Origin of the sequence: Desertihabitans brevis, assembly GCF_003327535.1 — a bacterium.
Lineage (GTDB): Bacteria > Actinomycetota > Actinomycetes > Propionibacteriales > Propionibacteriaceae > Desertihabitans > Desertihabitans brevis.
The window spans coordinates 209,651-231,929 of the sequence record NZ_QOUI01000005.1 but is presented as its reverse complement, the minus strand read 5'-3'; the positions used below and the strand labels follow the sequence as shown (position 1 = coordinate 231,929).

Here is a 22,279-nt window from a genome sequence, read left to right as displayed (position 1 = left end):
GCTATAACTGTAGCGCGCACTACAGATCTTGACCAGCCGCGAGCCGGACATCGCCGGCGGCGGCTGTGCTGCGCACTCCGCGATCCCATCCCACGGAAGGACTTCCCATGTCGGGACCCACCCGCACCCCCACCTCGAGACTGGCCATGCCGGTGATCGTGCTCTCGGTCTTCGTCGTGCCACTGGCCATCTCGGGCATGGGTGTGCTGCTGCCGAGCATCGCGCGTGACCTCGGTGCGTCGCCGTTCCTGCTGCAATCGGTGGTCAACGGGTTCAACGCCGCCTTCGCCGTCTTCACCCTCGTGTGGGGCGTGCTCTCGGACCGGCTGGGCTACCGCACGACGGTCGTCATCGGCCTGCTCTTCTTCACTGTCGGTTCCCTGGTGAGCACGACCGCGCCCGACCTCGTCGTCCTCGACATCGGGCGCATCCTGTCGGGCATCGGCGGTGCCGCCGTGTTCACCGGATCGGCCTCACTGATGTCGAACGCCTGGGAGGGGGCGGCACGGGCGCGCAACTTCGCGATCTTCGGCACCATCATCGGCATCGGGTCCGCGATCGGCCCGGTGGTCGCAGGACTCCTCACGGGATGGTTCGGCTGGCGCGGGGTCTTCGTCGCGTTCGGCATCGTGACCGTCCTCGCCCTGGTCTTCCGCAGGTCGCTGCCCACCATCACGCACGAACCCGAGCCGGGCCGCAAGGTCGTCGACTTCGGGGTGCTCCGCAACCCGCACTTCCTCGCGCTCTCGCTCGTCCCGGTGGCGACCTCGGTCGGCGTGATCACGCTCGGCACCTACCTGCCGGTGGCGTTCGGCGCGATCTACGGCCTCTCCGCACCGGCGGCCGGCGTCTTCATGCTGTTCATGATGGTGCCGATCGTCGTGGCACCGCTGGCGGCGTCACGGGCGATCCACCGCTTCACCGCCGTCACCCCGATGAAGGTCATCTACGTCGCCCTCCTCGCGATGGTCGTCGGTGACGGTGCCCTGCTCGTGGTCTCACCCGGCGTCCCGATCTGGTGGGCGGTCCCGGGGATGGTCCTCATCGGCGCCGCGTTCGGCATGACCATCGGGCTGGTGGACGGCGAGGCGCTGGCCCAGGTGCCCCCGCACCGCTCCGGCGCGGCCGCGGGCGTCCTGAACTTCGTGCGCGTCGGGAGCGAGGCCGTCGTGATCGCCGCCTTCGCGGCGGTCGTCGCGTGGCTGGTCCTCGGCAGCCTGGGCGACCGGGCCATCGCCGACGCCACCGCCGCCGGCATCCCCGGCCACGGGGACGCCTACGCCGCCGCGTTCCGCACCGTCCTGCTCGTCATCATCGGCACCAACGTGGTCCTGACGGGCATCGTGGCCGCCCTGCACCGTGCCCGACTGCGTCGCGACGGCGACACCAGCGACATGGCGCCCAGCCGCGAGATCGCAGCGACACGCCGGTAGCGCCTGGGTCCCGGGACGGTGTGCGGTCACGGCGCGCCACGGGGCGCTCGTCCCCGCGGTCGGCCACGCACCGCACACCGTCCCCACCGCCGACGACGACCGGACGACGGCTGGCAGCGCACCAGCTGCGGCGACCCGCGTCGAGCGCGGCGACGAGCCGGGCGTCGGCTTGAGCTCCGGACCGGGCGGAGGTTCGGCGCTGGACGCACGCGCATGGAGGCCTCGGGCGCCGACGGCGTCGGGCTGGATCCCCACCCCGTCCCCCGGTCCGGTCAGCCGGTGTACCCCGCCCGGGTGGCGCCGACTAGCGTGGCGCACGTGACCAGCATCCCGTCGTCGACCTACCGCCTCCAGATCCGGGCCGGCTTCACCCTGGACGACGCGGCAGCGCTCGTCGACTACCTGGCCGACCTCGGCGTCGGCGCGCTCTACCTGTCCCCGCTGCTGAGCTCCACCGACGGCAGCGACCACGGCTACGACGTCACCGACCCCACCACCCTGGACGTCCCCCGGGGTGGGGAGGAGGGCTGGGCCCGCCTGGTCGAGGCGGCCCACGCGGCCGGCCTCGGGCTGGTGCTCGACATCGTCCCCAACCACCTCGGGGTGGCCGCGCCGGCGGAGAACCCGGCCTGGTGGAGCGTGCTGGCCGAGGGCGAGGCCTCGGCGTACGCGTCCTGGTTCGACATCGAGTGGGCCAACGCCCCGCTGCGGATCCCCGTGCTCGGCGACGAGGTCGGGCCCGACGAGCTGGAGGTGGTCGCCGTCGACGGCGGGCACGAGGTGCGCTACCACGAGCACCGCTTCCCCGTGGCGGCGGGCACCTACCGCGAGGGCGACAGCGTCGAGGACGTGCTGGCCCGCCAGCACTACCGACTGGTGGGCTGGCGGACGGCCGCCACCGAGCTCAACTACCGCCGCTTCTTCGCCGTCGCCGACCTGGCCGGGTTGCGGGTCGAGGACGAGGACGTCTTCGAGGCCACCCACGCCCGGGTGCGCCAGATGGTCGCCGACGGCCAGCTGACCGGCATCCGGGTGGACCACCCCGACGGCCTGGTCGACCCGGCGCAGTACTTCGAGCGGCTGCGGGCGCTGGCCCCGGAGGCCTGGCTGGTCGCGGAGAAGATCCTCGAGCCCGGTGAGGAGCTGCCGGACTGGCCGGTCGAGGGCACCTCGGGCTACGACGCGATGACCGAGGTCAACCAGGTCTTCGTGCACCCGGGTCAGGAGGAGGCCTTCACCACCCTCTACGCCGACCTCACCGGGGACCGGCGGACCATGCACGAGGCGGTGCTGGAGGGCAAGCGGCACGTCGTCGACACCCTCTTCGGCTCCGAGCTGTCCCGGCTCGCGCGGCTGGTGCCCGACGTCCCGGCCGAGCAGGTCCGCGCCGCGCTGGGCGAGCTGGCGGTCCGCTTCGACGTCTACCGCTCCTACCTGCCCGACGGCGCGGAGCGGCTCGACGCCGCTCTCGAGGCCGCCGGTGGGGACGCGGCCGTGGCCGAGACCCTGGCGAGGCTGTCCCCACGGCTGCACGACCCGTCCGACGAGCTGGCCCGCCGGTTCCAGCAGCTGTCGGGTGCGGTGATGGCCAAGGGCACCGAGGACACCGCCTACTACCGCCAGGCCCGCTTCGTCGCGCTCAACGAGGTCGGCGGCAACCCCGACTCCTTCGGGCTGTCGCCGGCGGAGTTCCACGCCGCCCAGCAGCACCGCCAGGAGCGGCTGCCGCACTCGATGACCTCGCTGTCGACCCACGACACCAAGCGCGGGGAGGACGTCCGGGCCCGGCTGGCGGTGCTGTCGGAGGTGCCGTACGCCTGGGAGCGTTTCGCCCGGCACTTCCTCGAGCACTCCGGACTGCCCCGCGACCAGGTCGCCGACCGCGCCTTCGGCTACTTCCTGGCCCAGACGCTGGTCGGTGCGGGCCCGATCGAGCGGGAGCGGCTGCACGCCTACGCCGAGAAGGCGATGCGGGAGGCCTCGGCCTCGACCAGCTGGGGCTCCCCCGACGAGACCTTCGAGCGGACCGTGCACACCGCGGTCGACCGGGCCCTGGACGAGCCCGCGCTCGCCGACGACCTGGCCCGGCTGCTGTCGGTGGTGGAGCAGCCCGGATGGTCCAACGCGCTGGGGCAGAAGCTGGTGCAGCTGACGATGCCGGGCGTGCCCGACGTCTACCAGGGCACCGAGCTGTGGGAGGACTCGCTGGTCGACCCGGACAACCGACGACCGGTCGACTTCGCCGCCCGACGCGCGCTGCTGGCCGAGGACCGCCCGCCGGTGGTGGACGGCTCCGGCGCGGCGAAGCTGCGGGTGGTGCGGGAGACGCTGCGGCTGCGGCGGGAGCGCCCGGAGCTGTTCGGCTCCTACACCCCGCTCACCGCCGAGGGCCCGGCCGCCGACCACCTGCTCGCCTTCGACCGGGGTGGGGCGACCACCTGCGTCACCCGGCTGCCGCTGACCCTGGCCGAAGCCGGCGGCTGGCGGGGCACCACGCTGGAGGTGGGTGACGTGGTCGACGTGCTGAGCGGACACGAGCACAGCGGCACCGTGGCGGCCGACGACCTGTTCCACACCCTCCCGGTCGCGCTCCTCGTCCGCCGCTGAGCCGGAGCACCCTCGCCCTTCGACAGGCACAGGGCGCTGGGGTGGGTGGGACGGTCAGCGCAGGGGTGACTCCGGGGAGTGCGGGGGTCGGCCGACGGCGCGGGTGTACTGGGCGAGGAGGTCGGCCGGCGGGGCCAGGGGGTGGCGGTCACGGGCGTCGACGGTGTCGTCGGGCTCCGCGCCGCCGCGGACCTGGCGGTGCAGCTCCTCCATCTTGAGGTCGAGGCTGTTGGCCGCCGCCGCGGCCTGGGACAGGTCCGCGACCAGCCCGGCGGGCACCTCGCCGCCGTACTTGTAGTAGATCTTGTGCTCCAGGCTGGCCCAGAAGTCCATCGCGATCGTGCGGATCTGGATCTCCACCGGCACCCGGGACACCTCGCGCGCCCGGTAGACCGGCACCTCCATGATGAGGTGCAGGCTCTGGTAGCCGTTCGGCTTGGGCTTGCTGATGTAGTCGCGCTCGTCGATGACCTCCAGGTCGTCCTGGCTGACGACGAGGTCGCGCACGGTGTAGATGTCGCTGAGGAAGCAGCAGGTGACCCGCACGCCGGCGATGTCGAGGATGTTCTCCCGGATGCTGTCCACGTCGACCGGGTGCTGCTTGCGGTGCACCTTGCGCAGGATGCTCTCCGGTGTCTTCAGCCGGGAGTTCACGTGCTCGATCGGGTTGTAGTCGTGGGTGTTGTTGAAGTCCTCGCGCAGGATGTGGATCTTCGTGACGACCTCGTCGATGGCGAACTTGTAGCCCAGCATGAAGTCGTTGAACTGCTTCTGCTGGGCGCCGAGCCGCTCGACCAGCGCGTGGTCGCTCCCGAGCGCGTCCTCGGCGCGGTCGAGCGCCGACGCGGGGTCGGCGTCGGTGCCGACCGTGTCGTCGATCCCGGTCATGCCGGTCATCCGGTCGGCGCCGAGGCGGACGGCCGCGGGCTCGGCGCGGCGGCACCGTCCTCGACGAAGCCGAGGGAGCGGCACAGGCTGAGCGCCTCGCCGTTCGCGCTGTCCACCCGCAGGCCGACCCGGTCCGACCTCTCGGCCGCCGCCCGCATCGCCTCGATGAGCAGCGCCCGGCCCAGCCCCCGACCCCGCCACGGCGGCTGGGTGTGCACCCGGACCACGAACGGGTCGGTGCCGTCGGCGGTGCGGCCCACGGTCTGCACGAAGGCGACGACCTGGTCCTGCTCGTCGACGGCGACCTTGGACGCCGCCGCCAGGTAGTCGCCGTCGCCGCCCTCGACGGTGGCCCGCACCTCGGCCACCGAGGTCTCGACGTCGGTGCGCCCGGTCGACTCCGCGCGCAGCGCGCCCATCGCCTCGACGTCGGTCTCGCGGGCCGGACGCAGCAGGATGCCCAGCGGCAGCGCCGAGGGCGCCAACCGGGTGGTCATCGTGATCGGGTCGGCGGAGAGGTCAGCGAACAAGGTCAGCTCGGCCATCGGAGTCCTTCGGGGTGCGACGTGTGCGCAGCCATCCTGCCACCCGCCGGTGGCGGACCGGAGCGTTCCCTGCGGCCCTCCCCCTCCTCGTGGGGTCGGCCGGGGCCTCAGCCGGGCGTGAGCTCGACCGTCACCTGGTCGCCCACCGGGCTGAAGCCGAGGGCGTCTCCGAGGCGTTCGGCGGCGGCGTTGCCCGGCCCGACGCGCCAGGCCGGGACGAGACCGGCGTCCAGGGCGTCGTTGACCGCGATCCCGGCGAGCACCCGGGCCAGCCCACGACGTCGCGCCTCCAGCGCGCTGAGCACACCGAGGTTGGCCACCAGACCGGCCCAGACCGCGTAGCCGGCCCCGCTGCACGGCGTCCCGTCTGGCGCCCGGTGCACGAACACGGTGTCCATCCGGCTCAGCCCGACCTCGGTGACGTCGTCGGGAGGGCACCGCTGCTCCAGCGCGGTGGCCGCGTCCGGGTCGGGATCGACCTCCAGCCGTTCCAGGTCGGGGTGGCGGTCGAGCTCGTCGAGCACCGACAGCCGGGCCGCCCCTACCACCCGGCCCGTGCCGCACAGGCTGAGCAGGGCCGACGGGTCGGCCAGGGCGCCGGCGTCCAGCGCGGACAGCGCCGGGAGCAACGGGGCCGGGGCCACCAGCACGTGCGTCCGCCACAGCCGCAGCGTCATCACCTGGTCGTCCCGCACCACCGTCACCCGGCCGTCGGCCTCCAGCGCGTCGTCGGCCAGACCCAGCTGGCGGGCGAAGCAGAGCCGGACGATGGCCTCGGTGTTGGCGTCCACCCGGGGAGCCTAGTGGGGTTGGCCGGGCGGGGAGGATGGTCGGGTGAGCGCCCCGACCGTGCACGCCATCCACATCGCCCCGGCGCGCCGGCTGCCGACCCGCTCGGTGCCCAGCGTGGAGGCCGAGGCCGGCCGCGGGCTGGTCGGCGACCGCTACCACGGCACCCGGCACCGCCACGTCACCGTGCAGACGCTGCCCGCGCTGGCCGAGGCGGGTGCTGCGCTCGGCACCCCGGTGGAGCCGGGCAGCACCCGCCGCAACCTCACCCTCACCGGCGGCACCCTGCCCACCCGACCCGGTGAGCGGATCCGGGTCGGCGGGGTCGAGCTGGAGGTGGTGCGGATCTCCGCGCCGTGCCGGCTGCTCGACGACTGGATCGGCCCCGGCGCCATGAAGGCCATGCACGGCCGCGGCGGCACCACCTTCCGGCTGCTCTCCTCCGGCACGATCTCGGTGGGCGACGAGGTCGAGCTGGCCTAGGCTCGCCGTCGTGGGCGAGGAGTGGCGGGGCAGCGTTCCGGTGGGCTGGGAGGAGGCCCGGTCGGCCAACCTGGCCAACTGGGAGGACCGGGTCGGCATCCACGAGCGCGGCTACGACCTCGACCGCTTCCGCAGCGACCCCACCCACCTGTCCGACGTCGTCCGCCACGACCTGGCGGCGATGGCACCGTTCCTGCCGGGCGGGGTGCTGACCGGCCTGGAGCTGTGCCACCTGCAGTGCCACCTCGGCACCGACACGGTCTCACTGGCCCGCGCCGGCGCGGCGGTCACCGGGCTGGACTTCTCCCCCGCCGCGCTCGCGGTGGCCGCCCGGCTGGCCGAGCAGACCGGCACCCCGGCCTGCTGGGTGGAGTCCGACGTGCTGGACGCCGCGGCCGCGCTCGGACGCACCTTCGACGTCGTCTACACGAGCATCGGCGCGATCTGCTGGCTGTCCGACCTGCGCCGCTGGGCCGAGCAGGTGGCCACGCTGCTGCGTCCGGGCGGGTTGTTCTACCTGCGCGACGGCCACCCGGTGCTGCTCGCCCTCGACGAGGACGCCGAGCAGCTCACCCTGCGCTACCGCTACTTCGGCGACGGCACCGCCGAGCAGTGGGACAGCGACGTCACCTACGCCGGCGACGGCCGCCTCACCGCCACCCGCAGCTACGAGTGGCCGCATCCCGTCTCGGAGGTGGTCACGGTGCTGCTGGAGGCGGGCCTGGAGCTGCTGGCGCTCCGCGAGGACACCGTGCTGCCGTGGCAGTTCAGCCCCCGCATGGTCGAGGTCGAGGGCGGCTGGGCCTGGCCCGAGGAGCAGCGCGCCCTGGTGCCGTGCACCTTCACCGTGGTCGCCAGGCGTCGCTGACGCCTCCGCGCGCGGCCGTGCTCGGCTGGGGACGCACGAGGGCCCCGTGCCGAAGCACGGGGCCCTCTGCGTGTCTGTGTCAGACGGGTCAGATCACTTCAGGATCGTATCGCCGGAGGCGATCACTTCAGGATCTTGGTGACCCGGCCGGCGCCGACGGTGCGGCCGCCCTCACGGATGGCGAAGCGGAGCTCCTCCTCCATGGCGATCGGCTGGATCAGCCGGACGGTCATGTCGGTGTTGTCACCGGGCATGACCATCTCGGTGCCCTCCGGCAGGTTGACGATGCCGGTCACGTCGGTGGTGCGGAAGTAGAACTGCGGGCTGTAGTTCGAGAAGAACGGCTTGTGACGGCCGCCCTCGTCCTTGTTGAGGATGTAGACGCGGGCCTCGAACTCGGTGTGCGGGGTGGTCGAACCCGGCTTGATGATCACCATGCCGCGCTCGACGTCCTCCTTCTTGGTGCCGCGGAGCAGCAGGCCGACGTTCTCACCGGCCTGGCCCTCGTCGAGGAGCTTGCGGAACATCTCGACACCGGTGACCGTGGTGGTCTGCTTGGTGTCGCGGATGCCGATGATGTCGACGGTCTCGTTGACCTTGACGATGCCGCGCTCGATGCGGCCGGTCACCACGGTGCCACGACCGGTGATGGTGAAGACGTCCTCGACCGGCATCAGGAACGGCTTGTCGATCTCGCGCTCCGGCTGCGGGATGTAGTCGTCGACGGCGGCCATCAGGTCCTGGACCGACTTGACCCACTTCTCGTCGCCGTTCAGCGCCGGGAAGGCCGCCACCCGCACGACCGGGATGTCGTCACCGGGGAACTCGTTGTCGGAGAGGAGCTCGCGCACCTCCATCTCGACGAGCTCGATGAGCTCCTCGTCGTCGACCATGTCGCACTTGTTGAGCGCGACCACCATGGCCGGCACACCGACCTGGCGGGCCAGCAGCACGTGCTCGCGGGTCTGCGGCATCGGGCCGTCGGTGGCGGCGACCACCAGGATGGCGCCGTCCATCTGGGCGGCACCGGTGATCATGTTCTTGACGTAGTCCGCGTGGCCCGGGCAGTCGACGTGGGCGTAGTGGCGCTTGTCGGTCTGGTACTCGATGTGCGCGATCGAGATGGTGATACCGCGCTGACGCTCCTCGGGTGCCTTGTCGATCTGGTCGAACGGCGACGCCTCGTTGAGGTCGGGGTACTGATCGTGGAGCACCTTCGAGATCGCCGCGGTCAGCGTGGTCTTGCCGTGGTCGATGTGCCCGATGGTGCCGATGTTGACGTGCGGCTTGGTCCGCTCGAACTTGGCCTTTGCCACTGGGGCTCCTTCTGGGTGTTCACCACGCGTGGATCGCGCGGCGATTCTGGGTTTCTGACTGCTCGGTCGATCCGAGGACCGGACCAAGTTTTGTGTACGGCGTCGGTCAGGTCAAACCGGCTCCGACGCCGTCCACCTCACTCTCCGCGCGACTTCGCGATGATCTCGTCGGAGACGTTCTTCGGCGTCTCGGCGTAGGAGTGGAACTCCATCGAGTACGACGCCTGGCCCGAGGTCTTGGACCGCAGGTCGCCGACGTAGCCGAACATCTCCGAGAGCGGGACGAGGGCCTTGACGACCTTGTTGCCGTGCACGTCCTCCATCGACTGCACCTGCCCGCGACGCGAGTTGAGGTCACCGATGACGGTGCCCAGGTAGTCCTCGGGGGTGGTCACCTCGACGGCCATCATCGGCTCCAGCAGGGCCGGGTCGGCGCGGCGGGCGGCCTCCTTGAAGACCATCGAACCGGCGATCTTGAAGGCCAGCTCGGAGGAGTCGACGTCGTGGTAGGCGCCGTCGGTCAGCGTCACCTTGATGTCCTCGACCGGGTAGCCGGCCAGCACACCGAAGGCCATGGCCTCCTGGATGCCCTGGTCGACCGCGGGGATGTACTCCTTGGGGATGCGGCCACCGGTGATCGCGTTGACGAACTCGTAGCCCGAGCCCGGCTCCTGCGGCTCCAGGGAGATGATGACGCGGCCGTACTGGCCCGACCCACCGGACTGCTTCTTGTGGGTGTACTCCACCTTCTCCACCGGACGGCGCAGGGTCTCGCGGTAGGACACCTGGGGCTTGCCGATGTTGGCCTCGACCCGGAACTCGCGCTTCATCCGGTCGATCAGCACCTCGAGGTGCAGCTCGCCCATGCCGGCGATGATGGTCTGCCCGGTCTCCTCGTCGGTGTGGACGCGGAACGTCGGGTCCTCCTCGGCCAGCCGCTGGATGGCCGCGGACAGCTTCTCCTGGTCGGACTTGGTCTTCGGCTCGATGGCCTGCTCGATCACCGGAGCCGGGAAGTCCATCGACTCCAGCACCACCGGGTCGTTGGCGTCGCTCAGCGTCTCACCGGTGGTGGTGTCCTTCAGACCCATCACGGCGACGATCTGACCGGCACCGACCGAGGCGATCTCCTCACGCTTGTTGGCGTGCATCTGGTAGATCTTGCCGATCCGCTCCTTGCGCTGCTTGGTGCTGTTGAGCACCTGCGTGCCGGCCTCGAGCTTGCCCGAGTAGATCCGCACGTAGGTCAGCTTGCCCAGGTGCGGGTCGGCGGCGATCTTGAAGGCCAGCGCGGAGAACGGCTCGGAGTCGGCCGGCTTGCGGTGGATCTCGACCGTCTCGTCACCGGGCTTGAAGCCGTCGATGGCGGGCACGTCGATCGGGGACGGCAGGTAGTGGATGACCGCGTCGAGCAGCGGCTGCACGCCCTTGTTCTTGAAGGCGGTGCCGCAGAAGACGGCGGTGATCGAGCTGGACAGCACGGCGCGGCGGACCGCGTGCTGCAGCACCTCGCCGGTGATCTCCTCACCCTCCAGGTACAGCTCCATCAGCTCGTCGTCGTGGTCGGCGACGGTCTCGATGAGCTCGTTGCGCGCGGCCTCGGCCTGCTCGACCATGTCGGCGGGGATGGCCTCGACCTCGTAGTCCTCACCGATCGTGGTCTCGCCGCGCCAGGTCAGCGCCCGCATGTTGACCAGGTCGACGACGCCCAGGAAGTCGGCCTCGGCGCCGATCGGCAGCTGCATCACCGCGGCCACCGCGTTCAGCCGGCTGCGGATGGTGCCGACGCAGTAGTCGAAGGAGGCACCGGTGCGGTCCAGCTTGTTGATGAAGCAGATCCGCGGCACCCGGTAGCGGTCGGCCTGCCGCCACACCGTCTGGCTCTGCGGCTCCACACCGGCGACCCCGTCGAAGACCGCCACGGCACCGTCGAGCACGCGCAGGGAGCGCTCCACCTCGACGGTGAAGTCGACGTGCCCCGGGGTGTCGATGATGTTGATCTGGTGGTCCTTCCAGTGGCAGGTCGTCGCGGCGGACGTGATCGTGATGCCGCGCTCCTGCTCCTGCTCCATCCAGTCCATCGTGGCGCCACCGTCGTGGACTTCGCCGATCTTGTAGTTGATCCCGGTGTAGAACAGGATCCGCTCGGTGGTGGTGGTCTTGCCCGCGTCGATGTGGGCCATGATCCCGATGTTGCGGACCTTGCCCAGGTCGGTCTTGATGTCGACAGCCACGGAAGCGTTCAACCTCTATCTGTGATCGTGAGGGGGTACCGGGTGCGACCCGGTGGCGGGTGCGACCCCGTGCGGATCACGCACGGGGTCGCGTCGGCTCACCAGCGGTAGTGAGCGAAGGGCTTGTTGGCCTCGGCCATCTTGTGGGTGTCCTCGCGACGCTTCACCGCGGCCCCGAGGCCGTTGGAGGCGTCCAGGATCTCGTTCATCAGCCGCTCGGACATGGTCTTCTCGCGACGCTGCCGGGCGAAGCTCACGAGCCAGCGCATGGCCAGGGTGTTGGAGCGGGCCGGCTTGACCTCGATCGGCACCTGGTAGGTCGCGCCACCGACGCGGCGGCTGCGCACCTCCAGCGCCGGCTTGACGTTGTCCAGCGCGCGCTTGAGGGTCTGCACCGGGTCGACGCCGGTCTTGGCGCGGGTGCCCTCCATCGCGGTGTAGACGATGCCCTGGGCGATGGTCTTCTTGCCGTCCTGCAGCACCTTGCTGACCAGCTGGCTGACCAGCGGCGAGCCGTAGACGGGGTCGACGAGGACAGGCCGCTTGGGGGCCGGACCCTTGCGAGACATTACTTCTCCTTCTTCGCGCCGTAGCGGCTGCGAGCCTGCTTGCGGTTCTTGACACCCTGGGTGTCGAGGGAGCCGCGGATGATCTTGTAGCGGACACCCGGCAGGTCCTTCACACGGCCACCGCGCACCAGCACCATCGAGTGCTCCTGCAGGTTGTGACCGACACCGGGGATGTAGGCGGTCACCTCCACACCGCTGGACAGCTTGACGCGCGCGACCTTCCGCAGGGCCGAGTTCGGCTTCTTCGGCGGGACGGTGTAGACGCGCGTGCACACGCCACGGCGCTGCGGCGCACCCCGGAGGGCGGGGGTCTTGTTCTTGCTGACCTTCTCGGCGCGGCCCTTGCGGACCAGCTGCTGGATCGTTGGCACCGGGTGAATCTCTTTCCTACGTCGGCTGTTCTCCTGCTGATGGGGCGCAGACCGCCCGCCATCACCAGGAGCGGTTCAGAGCGAGGACTGCCGTACGGGCTCCGACGGGGAGCGATCCTCGAGGTTCGCCGACGCCGCGGGCACGCACATGGGTTCGGGCACGCCGAACACAAGGACAAAGGTTACCCGGCACCCCCGCGAGGGTCAAAAGAGCGCCGGACGGACCACTCTCGCACGTCCTGGCGGCGCCTGGGTCGGTCGGCACCCGGCGAGTCGTGCGGCCGGGGCGGGGCGTGCGGGGGTCGGGGTGGGCCGCCCCGTCGACGGGCTCAGGACGACGCGTCGACAGGCTCAGGGCGCTGGGCGGTTCAGGGGGTGGGGGCGTCCTCGGCGGCGCGGCGGGCGCGGCGGAGCGCGGTGCGGCGGAGCTCGGGGGTGAGGTGCGGCTCGGCGTCGAGCAGGGACGGGGCGAGGTCGGGGCGGGTGATGATGGCCAGGAAGGCCTGCTCGACCGTGACGTCGTGGTCGGGGCGGTGCAGCACCTCCACGGCGTCGCCGGCCGTGACCTCGCCGGGCACGGCGACGGAGAGGTAGGTGCCGGGACGGGCGTCGGCGGTGAACTTCCGCAGCCAGCCCCGGACGTCCAGCCAGCCGCGGAAGGTCGAGCACGGGATCCGCGGCACCGTCACCACCAGCTCGCAGGTGCCGACGCGCCAGCGCTCGCCCAACCGGCAGTCCTCCAGCGCGATCCCGCTGGTGGTGAGGTTCTCGCCGAACACGCCGTTGGCCAGCTCGCGCTCCAGCCGGCCCTCCCAGCGGTCGAGGTCCTCCCGGGCGTAGGCGTAGACCGCCTGCTCGTCCCCGCCGTGGTGCTTGCGGTCGCCGATGTGGTCGCCGACCACCCCGCTGCCCAGACCGCCGTGCTTGGGCCCGGGCGCGCGCACCTCGACCGGTCCGTCCACCGGGCGCTTGTCGATGCCGGTGGTGAGGGCGTCCTTGTAGGGGTTGGGCGCGGCGCGTCCCACGTTCACCGAGAGCACGCGAGTCATGGACGACACCGTACCGGCCGGGACCGCCCTCCTCCGCCGCCCGCGACGGCGTCCGTGGGCTGGTCAGCCCGCCCGGGTCTGCACCTCGATCTCGTTCGCCTTCACCGCCACCCACAGCGGGGTGGCCGTGCCGAGCCCGAGGTCGGCCACCGCGGCCGGTGTCACCTCGGCGTGCACCCGGTCGCCGGAGACCAGCTGGACGTCCAGCCGGACGCCGTCGCCGTGCGGGGCCATCCCGCGCAGGATGCCCTCGAAGACGTTGCGCGGGCTGCCGACCGGGCGCTGGGAGAACACCGAGACCGCGGTCGGGCGGACCACGCAGTGCACCGGGCCGGAGGCCGGTGAGGCGAGGTGCAGCACCAGCCCGGAGGTGCAGGTGACCCGGGTCCCCTCGGCGGTGCCGGTCAGCAGGTTCACCCCGACCAGCCGGGCCACGTAGTCGGTGGCGGGACGCCGCGACACCTCCGCTGGGGTGCCCTCCTGGACGACCCGCCCCTGCTCCAGCACCACCACCCGGTCGGCCAGCACGGCGGCGTCCACCGGGTCGTGGGTGACCAGCAGGGTGGGGACGCCGAGCTCGGCCAGCCGGACCCGCAGCTCGCCGCGGGTGACCAGCCGGGTGCGGGCGTCCAGGGCGGCCAGCGGCTCGTCCAGCAGCAGCGCGTGCGGGCCGGCGGCGACCGCCCGGGCCAGCGCGACCCGCTGCGCCTCCCCGCCCGACAGCCGGCGTCCCGGCCGGTCGGCCAGCTCGACCAGCCCCCAGGACGCCAGCAGCGCGCGGGCACGGGTGCGGGCCTCCCGCCGGCCGACGCCGCCCGCCCGGAGGCCGAAGGCGACGTTGTCGGTGGCGCTGAGGTGGCCGAAGAGCAGCGGGTCCTGGAAGACCAGGCCGACCTGGCGGTCGCGGGCCGGCAGGTCGTGCAGCCGCTGCTCGCCCAGGTGGACGGTGCCCCGGCACGGCTCGAGCCCGGCCACCGCGCGCAGCAGCGTCGACTTGCCCGCCCCGTTCGGCCCGACCAGGGCCACCACCTCCCCGGGGTCGACGTGGCAGGCCACCTCGACCTCGAACTCCGGACGGCCGACCGCGACGTCCACCCGCAGCGACCTCACCACCGGTTCACCCACCGTCCGCGCAGCAGCACCAGCACCACCAGCGACACCGCCATCAGCACCACCGACAGCAGCACCGCCGCGTCGGGGTCGCTCTGCAGCGCGAGGTAGACCTCCAGCGGCACCGTCCGGGTGCGTCCCGGGAAGTTGCCGGCGAAGGTGATGGTGGCGCCGAACTCCCCCAGCGCCCGGGCCCAGGCCAGCACCGCCCCAGCCAGCACGCCGGGGGCTACCGTCGGCAGCGTCACCCGGGTGAAGGTGTAGCCGGCGCTGGCACCCAGGGTGGCCGCCACCTCCTCCGAGCGCGGGTCCAGCGCGCGGAGGCTGCCCTCCACCGAGAGCACGAGGAACGGCAGCCCGACGAAGACCTGGGCCACCACCACCGCGGCCGGGGTGAACGGCAGGGCCAGCCCGGTCGCCTCGTGCAGGGGCGCCCCCAGCAGACCGGAGCGGCCCAGCACGGTGAGCAGCGCGACACCGCCGACCACCGGCGGCAGGATCAGCGGCACCGTGACCAGGGCGCGTAGCACACCCGCACCCGGCAGCCCCGGCCGCGACAGCACCCAGGCCAGCGGGACGCCGAGCAGCAGCACCACGACGGTGGCCACGGTGGCGGTGCCGAGGGACAGTCCGAGCGCCTGCAGCGCCTCCGGCTCGGCCAGCAGCCCGGCCGCCCGCGGCCAGGGGGCCCGCACCAGCAGCCCGAGCAGCGGCACCGTCAACCAGAGCAGGGCGAGCCCGGCCGCCAGCAGCAGCGGCCAGGGTGGACGTCCCAGCGGCCGGGGGGTCACGGCGGCCCGAAACCCGCCTCGGCCAGCAGCTGCTGGGCCTCCGGCCCGGTGAGGAACTCAACCAGCTGCCGGCCCTCCTCGGGGTGGGCGCCACCGGTGAGCGGGGCCGCCGGGTACTCGTTGACCACGGCCGCTGCCTCCGCCACGTCGACGCCCTCGACCCGGCCGCCGGCGGCGATGACGTCGGTGCGGTAGACGAGCCCGGCGTCGGCCTCGTCCTGGCCGACCTTGGTCACCACGGCGCGGACGTCGGTCTCCTCGCTGTCCAGCGCGGGGGTCACCCCGGCCGCGGCGAAGACCTGCTCGGCGGCCGAGCCGCAGGGCACCTCGGGCGCGCAGGCGACCAGCCGCAGCTCCGGACGTCCGAAGTCGGCCAGCCCGGTGACGCCGGCCGGGTTGCCCGGCGGCACCGCCACCTGCAGCACGTTGCTCGCCACCACCACCGGCTCGCCGACCGCCGGCACGTCGGCCAGCTGGTCCATCACCGCCACGTCGGCCGAGACGAAGACGTCGCTCGGGCTGCCCTGGCGGATCTGCTCGGCCAGCGTCGAGCTGCCGGCGAAGTCGTAGACGATCTCTGGGCCGTCGTGCCCGGCGGCGAACCGCTCACCGATCCGGGGCAGCACGTCGGTCAGGGACGCCGCGGCGCTGACCACCAGCGGCTCCTCCTCGGCGGCGCAGGCCGAGGTGCTCGCCAGCAGGCCGAGGACGCCGACCACGACGACCGCGCCTCGGAGCATCCTCATCCGGCCGTCCTCCCCTCTCCCGCCCGCAGCCGGGAGACTACGCCGGGCCGCGCTCAGCCGACGAAGATGCAGAACGGGTGGCCGGCCGGGTCGGCGTAGACCCGCAGCGGCTCCTCCGGGTCGTCGGTGCGGTCCAGCAGCTGGGTCGCCCCGAGCGCGGTCGCCCGCTGGTGCTGCCGGTCCAGTGCGGCGACGTCGTCGACGACCAGGTCGAGGTGCAGCTGCTGCGGCACCTGCGACGACTCCGGCCAGGTCGCGCGGGGCAGCCGGTCGACCTGCTGGAAGGCCAGCCGACGGGTGCCGTCGGGCTCGGTCAGGACGAGGAAGTCGGCGGTGTCCGGGCCGTCGGGCACCTCGTCGCCGGCGCGGTACACCAGGCCGAGCAGCTCGCGGTAGAACTCGGCCAGCCCGCGCACGTCCTCGGCGTCGAGGACGGTGGTGAGCAGCCTGGGGTGGTCACCGGTCATGCTGGCATCCTGCCAGCGACACCGCCTGCGCGTCACGGCGCGGGTCACCGGAGCGGCACACCGGTGTGGGAGATTGGGCCCATGAGCGCAGACGACGCGGCACCGGGTCGGGTCATCATCATCACCGGTGCGATGGCGTCGGGCAAGTCCACCGTGGCCGAGCTGCTGGCCCACCGGCTCGAGCGCTCGGTGCACGTCCGCGGCGACACCTTCCGCAAGATGGTCATCAACGGCCGGGTGGACATGACGATGCAGCCCACCGAGGCCGCGCTGGCCCAGCTGCACCTGCGCTACCGGCTGGCCGCCCACGTCGCCGACACCTACGCCGAGGCCGGCTTCGACGCCATCGTCCAGGACGTCATCGTCGGCGCCGAGCTGGGCCGCTTCATCCAGCAGGTGCAGACCCCGCGCCGCTACCTGGTCGTGCTCTCCCCCACCGTCTCCGCGTTGACCGAGCGGGAGCAGCAGCGGGCCAAGCGCGGCTACCACCACTTCACCCCGGTGGCCTTCGACGCGGCCCTGCGCACCGAGACCGCGCACATCGGGTACTGGCTGGACTCCAGCGCCCAGACCCCCGACGAGACCGTCGACGACATCCTCGAGCACCTGGAGCTGGCCAGGGTCTAGCCCGCGGGCCGCCGCGCGAGGTACACCCACTCCAGCCCGGGGCGGTCGGGGGCGTCGCGGACGTCCCGCAGCTCCAGCCCGGCCTCGACCAGCGAGGCCTCGACCGCCGTCCGCGGGCGGAACCGCAGGGTCGACGTCGACGCCACCCGGGTGCCGTCGGCGGAGAAGGTGGTCGGGGAGCTGAAGGTCACCAGCTCGCCGTCGACGGCGGTGACCTCGCTCCACCGCTCCACCAGCCCGTGCGCCGTGCGCACCCGCTGCCGGGTCAGCGGCTCGGTCCAGCCCTCCCACGCCCGCACCTCCGGACGGCGCGCCTCGAGCACCACCACGCCGCCGGGACGCAGCGCCGCGCGGACCGCCCGCAGCGTGGCGAGCCAGTCGGCGTCGGTGAGGAACACCTGGGCGACGTTGCCGGTGAGGGTGGCGGCGTCCACCTGCAGCGGCAGCACGTCGGGGACGGTGCCGACGACCCAGCGCACGCGGTCGGCGTCCGGCTTGGCACGGGCGACGTCGACCGAGGCCGCGGCCGGGTCGACCCCGACCACGTCCAGCCCGCGCCGGGCCAGCCGCACGGCCAGGCTGCCGGTGCCGCACCCGACGTCGAGCACCGACCGGGCCCCGAGCTCGTCGACCAGCAGGCGCTCGTAGACGTCGAGGTCGCTGCGGTCGGCGTCCAGGGCGTCGTAGACCGCGGCCAGCCGGGGGTCGGCGAAGATCGCGTCGGGCACGGGCCCAGCCCACACCGGCACCGCCCGCGGGCGCACCCGGTTTTCCGCCCCCTGGAGAGCCGCGTGGTCGTCGGGTCGTCCGCGCGGTCGACGCGGCGCGGTGGGCGCCCCGCGTAGCATCCGCCCGTGCCGCCACGCTCTCCGCTGCCCCGCCGCCACGGGCTGGACGCGGCGTGGGTGCGCACCCCCGACCGCGGACCCGCCGCCCCGCCCTGGTCGACCATGGGCGCCTGGTTGGAGCAGCGCCTGCACGCCGACGCCGCAGTGGCCGCGATGCTGGCCGCGGGCCGTCTCGTCTACGCCGACGGCACCCCGGTGCGGGCCGGGGACGCCTACCGTCCGCACACCTTCGTCTGGTTCCACCGCGAGCTGCGGGCCGAGCCGGCCGTGCCGGGCGGGCTGCCGGTGCTGCACCGCGACGAGCGGGTCGTCGTGGTGGACAAGCCGCCGTTCCTGTCCTCGATCCCGCGGGGACGCCACGTCACGCAGAGCGTGGTGGTGCGGCTGCGGCAGGAGCTCGGGCTGCCCGAGCTCGCCCCGGCGCACCGGCTGGACCGCGGCACCGCCGGCGTCCTGCTGCTCACCACCGAGCGGCGCTGGCGCGGGCCGTACCAGTCGCTGTTCGAGCAGCGGCTGGTCGAGAAGCGCTACCGCGCCCTCGCCCCGGTGCGCGAGGACCTGGAGCTGCCGGTGGTGGTGCGCAACCACCTGCGCAAGGAGCGGGGCGTGCTGCAGGCGGAGGTGGTGCCCGGCTCGGCGCCCAACGCCGAGACGCTGGTGGAGCTGGAGCGGGTGGTCGACGGGCTCGGGCACTACCGGCTGACCCCGCGCACGGGGCGCACCCACCAGCTCCGGCTGCACCTGCTCGGTCTCGGCATCCCGATCGTCGACGACCCGCTCTACCCCGACGTCCGCGAGATCGACGTCGACGACTTCAGCCGGCCGATGCAGCTGCTGGCCGCCGAGCTCGCCTTCCCCGACCCGGTCGACGGCACCCCCCGCCGCTTCCGCAGCACCCGCCGGCTGGGCGCCCTCGCCGACCCCGTCGTGGACGCGGCCGGCTGAGCACGGGCGCACCTCCGCGGACGGGCTTCGACAGGGTCAGGGCGCTGGGTGGGGGCGTGTGGCCGCCCTCGGCACCCGCTCGGGTGTCCCGGTCGGACGTCCCGGCAGGACGGGACACCGCGCCCTGCCGGCCGGGACGCCGGGCGGCCCAGCATCGTCCTCGTAGCCCGGGGAGGCGGCCACGGTGGTCGCGACGGGCAGGAGGAGAACACCATGTCCGCACCCATCACCAGCTCGCCCCGCCGCCAGGGCGAGACCCCCAGCGGGGTCCCGCGTCCCGGTCGCGGCTGGGCCGTCGCCGGCGCCCTGGCCGGCCTGGCCGGCGGCGTCGGGATCTGGCTGTCGATGTCGGCCGGCCCCGTCTTCGACCCGGCCAACCCGCCGACCGCGGAGTCGGTCCAGGAGCACCTCGGCGGCTACGTCCCGCAGCTGGTCGGCTTCCACGTCGCCACCGTCGCGGCCGCGCTGCTGCTGATCCCCTTCGCCGCCGGGCTGCACCGTCGCCTGGCCGGGCAGGCACCGGCCCGCTCGCTGCTGCCGGCCGTGGCCTCCACCGCGCTGGTGGTGCTCTCCGCCGTGCTGGTGCTCGGCTCGGGCCTGGACACCGAGTTCGTCTTCGGGCTCGCCACACCGGAGCTCATGGTCGCCACCGACGTGTCCTTCTACTCCCACTGGATCGCCACCATCCCGTGGCTGTGGGTGACCGCCGGGGTGAGCGCGATCGCCCTCGGGGTCGCCGCCGTCCGGCACGGGGCGGCCCCGCGGGCCCTCGGCGTGGCCAGCCTGGTGCTGGGTGGGCTGATGGTGCTCTTCGGGCTCTCCCCGCTGCAGTACATGGCCGGCTTCCTCGGCCCGCTGTGGCTGCTCGTCACGGGTCTGGTGATGCTCCGCGGAGAACCCGTCGCGCGATGACGGTGCGGCTCCCTACAGTTCAGCCATGACAGCGGTGGACGGTCCCGGGCGCGCGGCGTCCGGGGCCCCGCGCCAGGCGGTGTTCCTCGGGGGAACCGCCTGGCTGCTGGCGCTCGCGGGGCTGCTGCTCTTCGCGGTGGCCGGCCCGAGTGCGCTGGACGACGAGCTGTTCCTGCTCGTCGACGCCACCGTGGGTCTGGTCTACGGCGCCACCGCCGGCGTGGTGCTGTGGCGCCGGCGCCACCCGGTCGCCTACCTGCTCGCGCTGACCAGCATCGGCGGCGGCCTGGCCGCGCTGGCCGGCGGCTGGCGGACCTACGCCCACACCCGCGCGCTGGAGGCGGGCCCGTTCGGGGACTGGTTCGGCCTGGCCTGGGTGCCCGGCACGCTGGCGCTGTTCCTCGTGGTGCCCTGGCTGGTCCGCGAGCGGCCGCTGGGACGGGCCTGGTGGGGTCCGGCGGTCGGGGCGGTGCTGACCGCGGCGACCCTGGTGTCGTCGGTGCTCCTCGACGTCCGGGTGCTGATGGCGGCGTTCGGCGCGGCGGTGCTGTACGGGCTGGTGACCGCGGTGGGTGTCGAGCTGCGACGCCGCCGCTCGCCGGAGGCGGAGGCGGTCGGTCTGGGCTGGCTGGCGGTCGGCACCGCGGTGATGGCGCTGTCGTTCGTGCCGGTGATGGTGCCGCTGGCCCCGTCGTGGGTGACGCCGGTGCTGCACCTGGCCTGCCAGGCGCTGTTCCCGGCCGCCGTGCTGTCGGTGGTGCTGCGGCAGCGGCTGTGGGGTATCGAGCTCGCGGTCTCCCGTGCGTTGCTGGCCGCCGTGCTCACCCTCGGGCTGGCCGTCGTCTACGCAGCGGTGACGGCCGCGCTCGGACGGCTGGTGCCGGCGGCCTGGATCGCCCAGGCGGCCGCCGCCGCCGCGGTGGTGCTGCTGGCCCAGCCGCTGCGGCACCGGTTCGAGCGCCAGGTGCACCGGATGGTCTACGGGGTGGCGGACGACCCGTGGCGTACCGCGAGCCGGATGGGCACCGCTCTGGGCCGGGCCTCCGACCCCGACCTGCTGCTGTCCTCCCTGGTGGAGACGGTCGGCACCGCGCTCCGGCTGGAGTCGGTGACCCTGCGCTCGGAGCAGGGGCAGGTGCTCGCCGCCTGGGGCACCCCGACCGGGACCGCGCTGTCGGTCCCGCTCGCCTCCAGCACCGGCCCGGTGGGCACGCTGGTCGCCACCGCCCGGCCCGGCGAGGCCCTCGACACCCGCACCCGGCGGGCGCTGGAGGAGCTGGCGTCGGTGGTGGCCTCCGGCCTGGTGCTCACCCGCACCGCCCGCGACCTCGAGCAGAGCCGCCGCCGGCTGACCACCGCCCGGCTGCAGGAGCGACGGGTGGTCCGGCGCGAGCTGCACGACGGGCTCGGCCCGTGGCTGGCCGGCCTGCGGCTGGGGCTGGCCGGGGTGGCCAACACCGTCGACAGCGACCCGGCGGCAGCGCGGGCGATGCTGCACACCCTGCAGGAGGAGCTCGACCGGCGGATCGAGGACGTCCGGACCGTCGCTCGGACGCTGCTGCCGCCGGTGCTGGAGGAGCTCGGGCTCGAAGCCGCGCTGAGCGAGCTCGTCACGCGTCAGGCCGCGGCCGGGTTCGAGGTGCGGCTGCGCGCCGAGGTCGGCGCCGACCTGCCCGCACCCCTGGCCGCCGCCGCCTACGGCATCGCCAGCGAGGCCGTCCTCAACGCGGCGCGGCACAGCGGCGCGACCGGCTGCGACATCGAGGTCACCGTCGGCGACGACGCGCTGCGGGTGCGCTGCCGCGACGACGGCGTCGGCGTCCCCGCGACGGCAGCCGCCGGCGTCGGCACCCGGGCGATGCGGGAGCGGGCCGAGGAGCTCGGCGGCAGCTTCACCCGCGGGCCTGCCGACCCGCACGGCACCGTGGTCGAGGCGGTGCTGCCGCTGACCCCCGCGACCGAGGGCGTCCCGGTCGCCCCGGCGACGGCGGCGCGGTCGTGAGCACCGGGACGCCAGTGGCCGGCGGCGAGCCGATCCGCGTCGTGGTGGTCGACGACCACCCGCTGTTCCGGCTCGGCATGACCGGGCTGCTGTCCTCCCTGCCCGGTGTGCGGGTGACCGGGCAGGCCGCCGACGCCGCGGCCGCGCACCAGCAGGTGCGCGACGACACCGACGTGGTGCTGATGGACCTGCACCTCGGCGCGGAGTCGGGCATCCAGCTCACCCGCGAGCTCGTCCGGCTCCGGCCCGCGCTCGCCGTCCTCGTCATCACCTCCAGCGAGGAGGACGAGGCGGTGGTCGCGGCGGTGCGCGCCGGGGCCCGTGGCTACCTGCTGAAGACCGCCGGACCGGCCGAGGTGGAGCGCGCGGTCCGGGCGGTGGCCAACGGCGAGGTGATCCTCGGTCCGGAGGTGGCCGCCCGGGCGCTGTCGGCGCTGGTCTCAGGACGCACCGCCGTCCGGCTGCCGTTCCCCGAGCTCAGCGACCGGGAGCGGGAGGTGCTCGACCTGATGGCCCGCGGCCTGGACAACACCGCGATCTCCCGCCGGCTGGTGCTCAGCCCCAAGACCGTGCGCAACCACGTCTCCAACGTGCTCACCAAGCTCGGCGTGCCGAACCGTTCGGTGGCCATCGTCCGGGCCCGGGAGGGCGGCCTGGGCGGGGGTTGAACGCGGTCGGC

22 protein-coding genes are annotated in these 22,279 nt (G+C 73.4%); 9 read left to right on the top strand and 13 right to left on the bottom strand.

Annotation, left to right across the window (positions count from 1 at the left end; genetic code table 11):
• Positions 1-107 precede the first annotated feature (107 nt).
• Both DT076_RS09875 and treY read left to right on the top strand, forming a co-directional pair.
• Positions 108-1,433, top strand: coding sequence for an MFS transporter (locus DT076_RS09875; RefSeq protein ID WP_114126493.1), 1,326 nt, complete (start codon positions 108-110; stop codon positions 1,431-1,433).
• A 318-nt stretch (positions 1,434-1,751) separates the two neighbouring features.
• The gene (gene treY, locus DT076_RS09870) at positions 1,752-4,040 is read left to right on the top strand and encodes a malto-oligosyltrehalose synthase (protein ID WP_114126599.1); all 2,289 of its coding nucleotides are present in this window, start codon (positions 1,752-1,754) and stop codon (positions 4,038-4,040) included.
• Positions 4,041-4,094: 54 nt separating this feature from the next.
• On the opposite strand, the gene DT076_RS09865 is transcribed toward treY, so the two are convergent.
• The 3 genes from DT076_RS09865 to DT076_RS09855 form a co-directional block, all read right to left on the bottom strand.
• On the bottom strand, positions 4,095-4,928 hold the full coding sequence (locus DT076_RS09865; RefSeq protein WP_114126492.1) for a GTP pyrophosphokinase: 834 nt from the start codon (positions 4,926-4,928) through the stop codon (positions 4,095-4,097).
• Between the two features lie 5 nt (positions 4,929-4,933).
• Positions 4,934-5,473 (bottom strand): GNAT family N-acetyltransferase, encoded by a 540-nt coding sequence (locus tag DT076_RS09860; protein WP_114126491.1) that lies wholly within the window; start codon positions 5,471-5,473, stop codon positions 4,934-4,936.
• Positions 5,474-5,580: 107 nt separating this feature from the next.
• A complete protein-coding gene (locus DT076_RS09855) occupies positions 5,581-6,264 on the bottom strand; it encodes a GNAT family N-acetyltransferase (protein ID WP_114126490.1) in 684 nt (227 codons plus the stop codon).
• A 43-nt stretch (positions 6,265-6,307) separates the two neighbouring features.
• Here DT076_RS09855 and DT076_RS09850 point away from each other — a divergent pair, with 43 nt between their 5' ends.
• Entirely contained in the window at positions 6,308-6,745 is a 438-nt protein-coding gene (locus DT076_RS09850) for an MOSC domain-containing protein (protein ID WP_114126489.1), read from the top strand.
• Positions 6,746-6,755: 10 nt separating this feature from the next.
• Positions 6,756-7,613 carry a class I SAM-dependent methyltransferase gene (locus DT076_RS09845; protein WP_114126488.1) on the top strand — a complete coding sequence of 286 codons (858 nt, stop codon included), beginning with the start codon at positions 6,756-6,758 and terminating at the stop codon, positions 7,611-7,613.
• Positions 7,614-7,735: 122 nt separating this feature from the next.
• Here DT076_RS09845 and tuf read toward each other — a convergent pair whose 3' ends face one another.
• From tuf to DT076_RS09800, 9 genes are all read right to left on the bottom strand, one after another.
• A complete protein-coding gene (gene tuf / locus DT076_RS09840; RefSeq protein ID WP_114126487.1) occupies positions 7,736-8,929 on the bottom strand; it encodes an elongation factor Tu in 1,194 nt (397 codons plus the stop codon).
• A 137-nt stretch (positions 8,930-9,066) separates the two neighbouring features.
• On the bottom strand, positions 9,067-11,163 hold the full coding sequence (fusA, locus tag DT076_RS09835) for an elongation factor G (protein ID WP_114126486.1): 2,097 nt from the start codon (positions 11,161-11,163) through the stop codon (positions 9,067-9,069).
• 98 nt (positions 11,164-11,261) lie between these two features.
• Positions 11,262-11,732 (bottom strand): 30S ribosomal protein S7, encoded by a 471-nt coding sequence (rpsG, locus tag DT076_RS09830; protein WP_114126485.1) that lies wholly within the window; start codon positions 11,730-11,732, stop codon positions 11,262-11,264.
• Positions 11,732-12,103: a 30S ribosomal protein S12 gene (rpsL, locus tag DT076_RS09825; RefSeq protein ID WP_114126484.1), complete on the bottom strand. Its 372-nt coding sequence runs from the start codon at positions 12,101-12,103 to the stop codon at positions 11,732-11,734. The genes rpsG and rpsL overlap by 1 nt, the downstream gene beginning before the upstream one ends.
• A 368-nt stretch (positions 12,104-12,471) precedes the next feature.
• Positions 12,472-13,152 (bottom strand): MOSC domain-containing protein, encoded by a 681-nt coding sequence (locus DT076_RS09820; RefSeq protein WP_114126483.1) that lies wholly within the window; start codon positions 13,150-13,152, stop codon positions 12,472-12,474.
• A 63-nt stretch (positions 13,153-13,215) separates the two neighbouring features.
• Positions 13,216-14,265 carry an ABC transporter ATP-binding protein gene (locus DT076_RS09815; RefSeq protein WP_233493840.1) on the bottom strand — a complete coding sequence of 350 codons (1,050 nt, stop codon included), beginning with the start codon at positions 14,263-14,265 and terminating at the stop codon, positions 13,216-13,218.
• Positions 14,259-15,053: an ABC transporter permease gene (locus DT076_RS09810; RefSeq protein WP_114126482.1), complete on the bottom strand. Its 795-nt coding sequence runs from the start codon at positions 15,051-15,053 to the stop codon at positions 14,259-14,261. Before DT076_RS09810 ends, DT076_RS09815 begins: the two co-directional genes overlap by 7 nt.
• The gene (gene modA, locus DT076_RS09805) at positions 15,050-15,799 is read right to left on the bottom strand and encodes a molybdate ABC transporter substrate-binding protein (RefSeq protein WP_114126481.1); all 750 of its coding nucleotides are present in this window, start codon (positions 15,797-15,799) and stop codon (positions 15,050-15,052) included. Before modA ends, DT076_RS09810 begins: the two co-directional genes overlap by 4 nt.
• A gap of 53 nt (positions 15,800-15,852) precedes the next feature.
• Positions 15,853-16,266, bottom strand: a complete 414-nt coding sequence (locus DT076_RS09800) for a VOC family protein (protein ID WP_114126480.1) — start codon at positions 16,264-16,266, stop codon at positions 15,853-15,855.
• A gap of 81 nt (positions 16,267-16,347) precedes the next feature.
• On the opposite strand from DT076_RS09800, the gene DT076_RS09795 reads away from it, so the two are divergent.
• Positions 16,348-16,893: an AAA family ATPase gene (locus tag DT076_RS09795; RefSeq protein ID WP_114126479.1), complete on the top strand. Its 546-nt coding sequence runs from the start codon at positions 16,348-16,350 to the stop codon at positions 16,891-16,893.
• Here DT076_RS09795 and DT076_RS09790 read toward each other — a convergent pair.
• Positions 16,890-17,621 (bottom strand): class I SAM-dependent methyltransferase, encoded by a 732-nt coding sequence (locus tag DT076_RS09790; protein ID WP_114126597.1) that lies wholly within the window; start codon positions 17,619-17,621, stop codon positions 16,890-16,892. The two genes, DT076_RS09795 and DT076_RS09790, sit on opposite strands and share 4 nt — an antisense overlap.
• 222 nt (positions 17,622-17,843) lie before the next feature.
• On the opposite strand from DT076_RS09790, the gene DT076_RS09785 reads away from it, so the two are divergent.
• From DT076_RS09785 to DT076_RS09770, 4 genes are all read left to right on the top strand, one after another.
• Positions 17,844-18,686, top strand: coding sequence for a pseudouridine synthase (locus DT076_RS09785; protein WP_199539099.1), 843 nt, complete (start codon positions 17,844-17,846; stop codon positions 18,684-18,686).
• A gap of 213 nt (positions 18,687-18,899) precedes the next feature.
• The gene (locus tag DT076_RS09780) at positions 18,900-19,598 is read left to right on the top strand and encodes a hypothetical protein (protein ID WP_233493839.1); all 699 of its coding nucleotides are present in this window, start codon (positions 18,900-18,902) and stop codon (positions 19,596-19,598) included.
• 25 nt (positions 19,599-19,623) lie between these two features.
• Positions 19,624-21,600 (top strand): sensor histidine kinase, encoded by a 1,977-nt coding sequence (locus tag DT076_RS09775; RefSeq protein WP_114126477.1) that lies wholly within the window; start codon positions 19,624-19,626, stop codon positions 21,598-21,600.
• On the top strand, positions 21,597-22,268 hold the full coding sequence (locus DT076_RS09770; RefSeq protein WP_233493837.1) for a response regulator: 672 nt from the start codon (positions 21,597-21,599) through the stop codon (positions 22,266-22,268). The genes DT076_RS09775 and DT076_RS09770 overlap by 4 nt, the downstream gene beginning before the upstream one ends.
• The last annotated feature ends 11 nt before the right edge of the window (positions 22,269-22,279 follow it).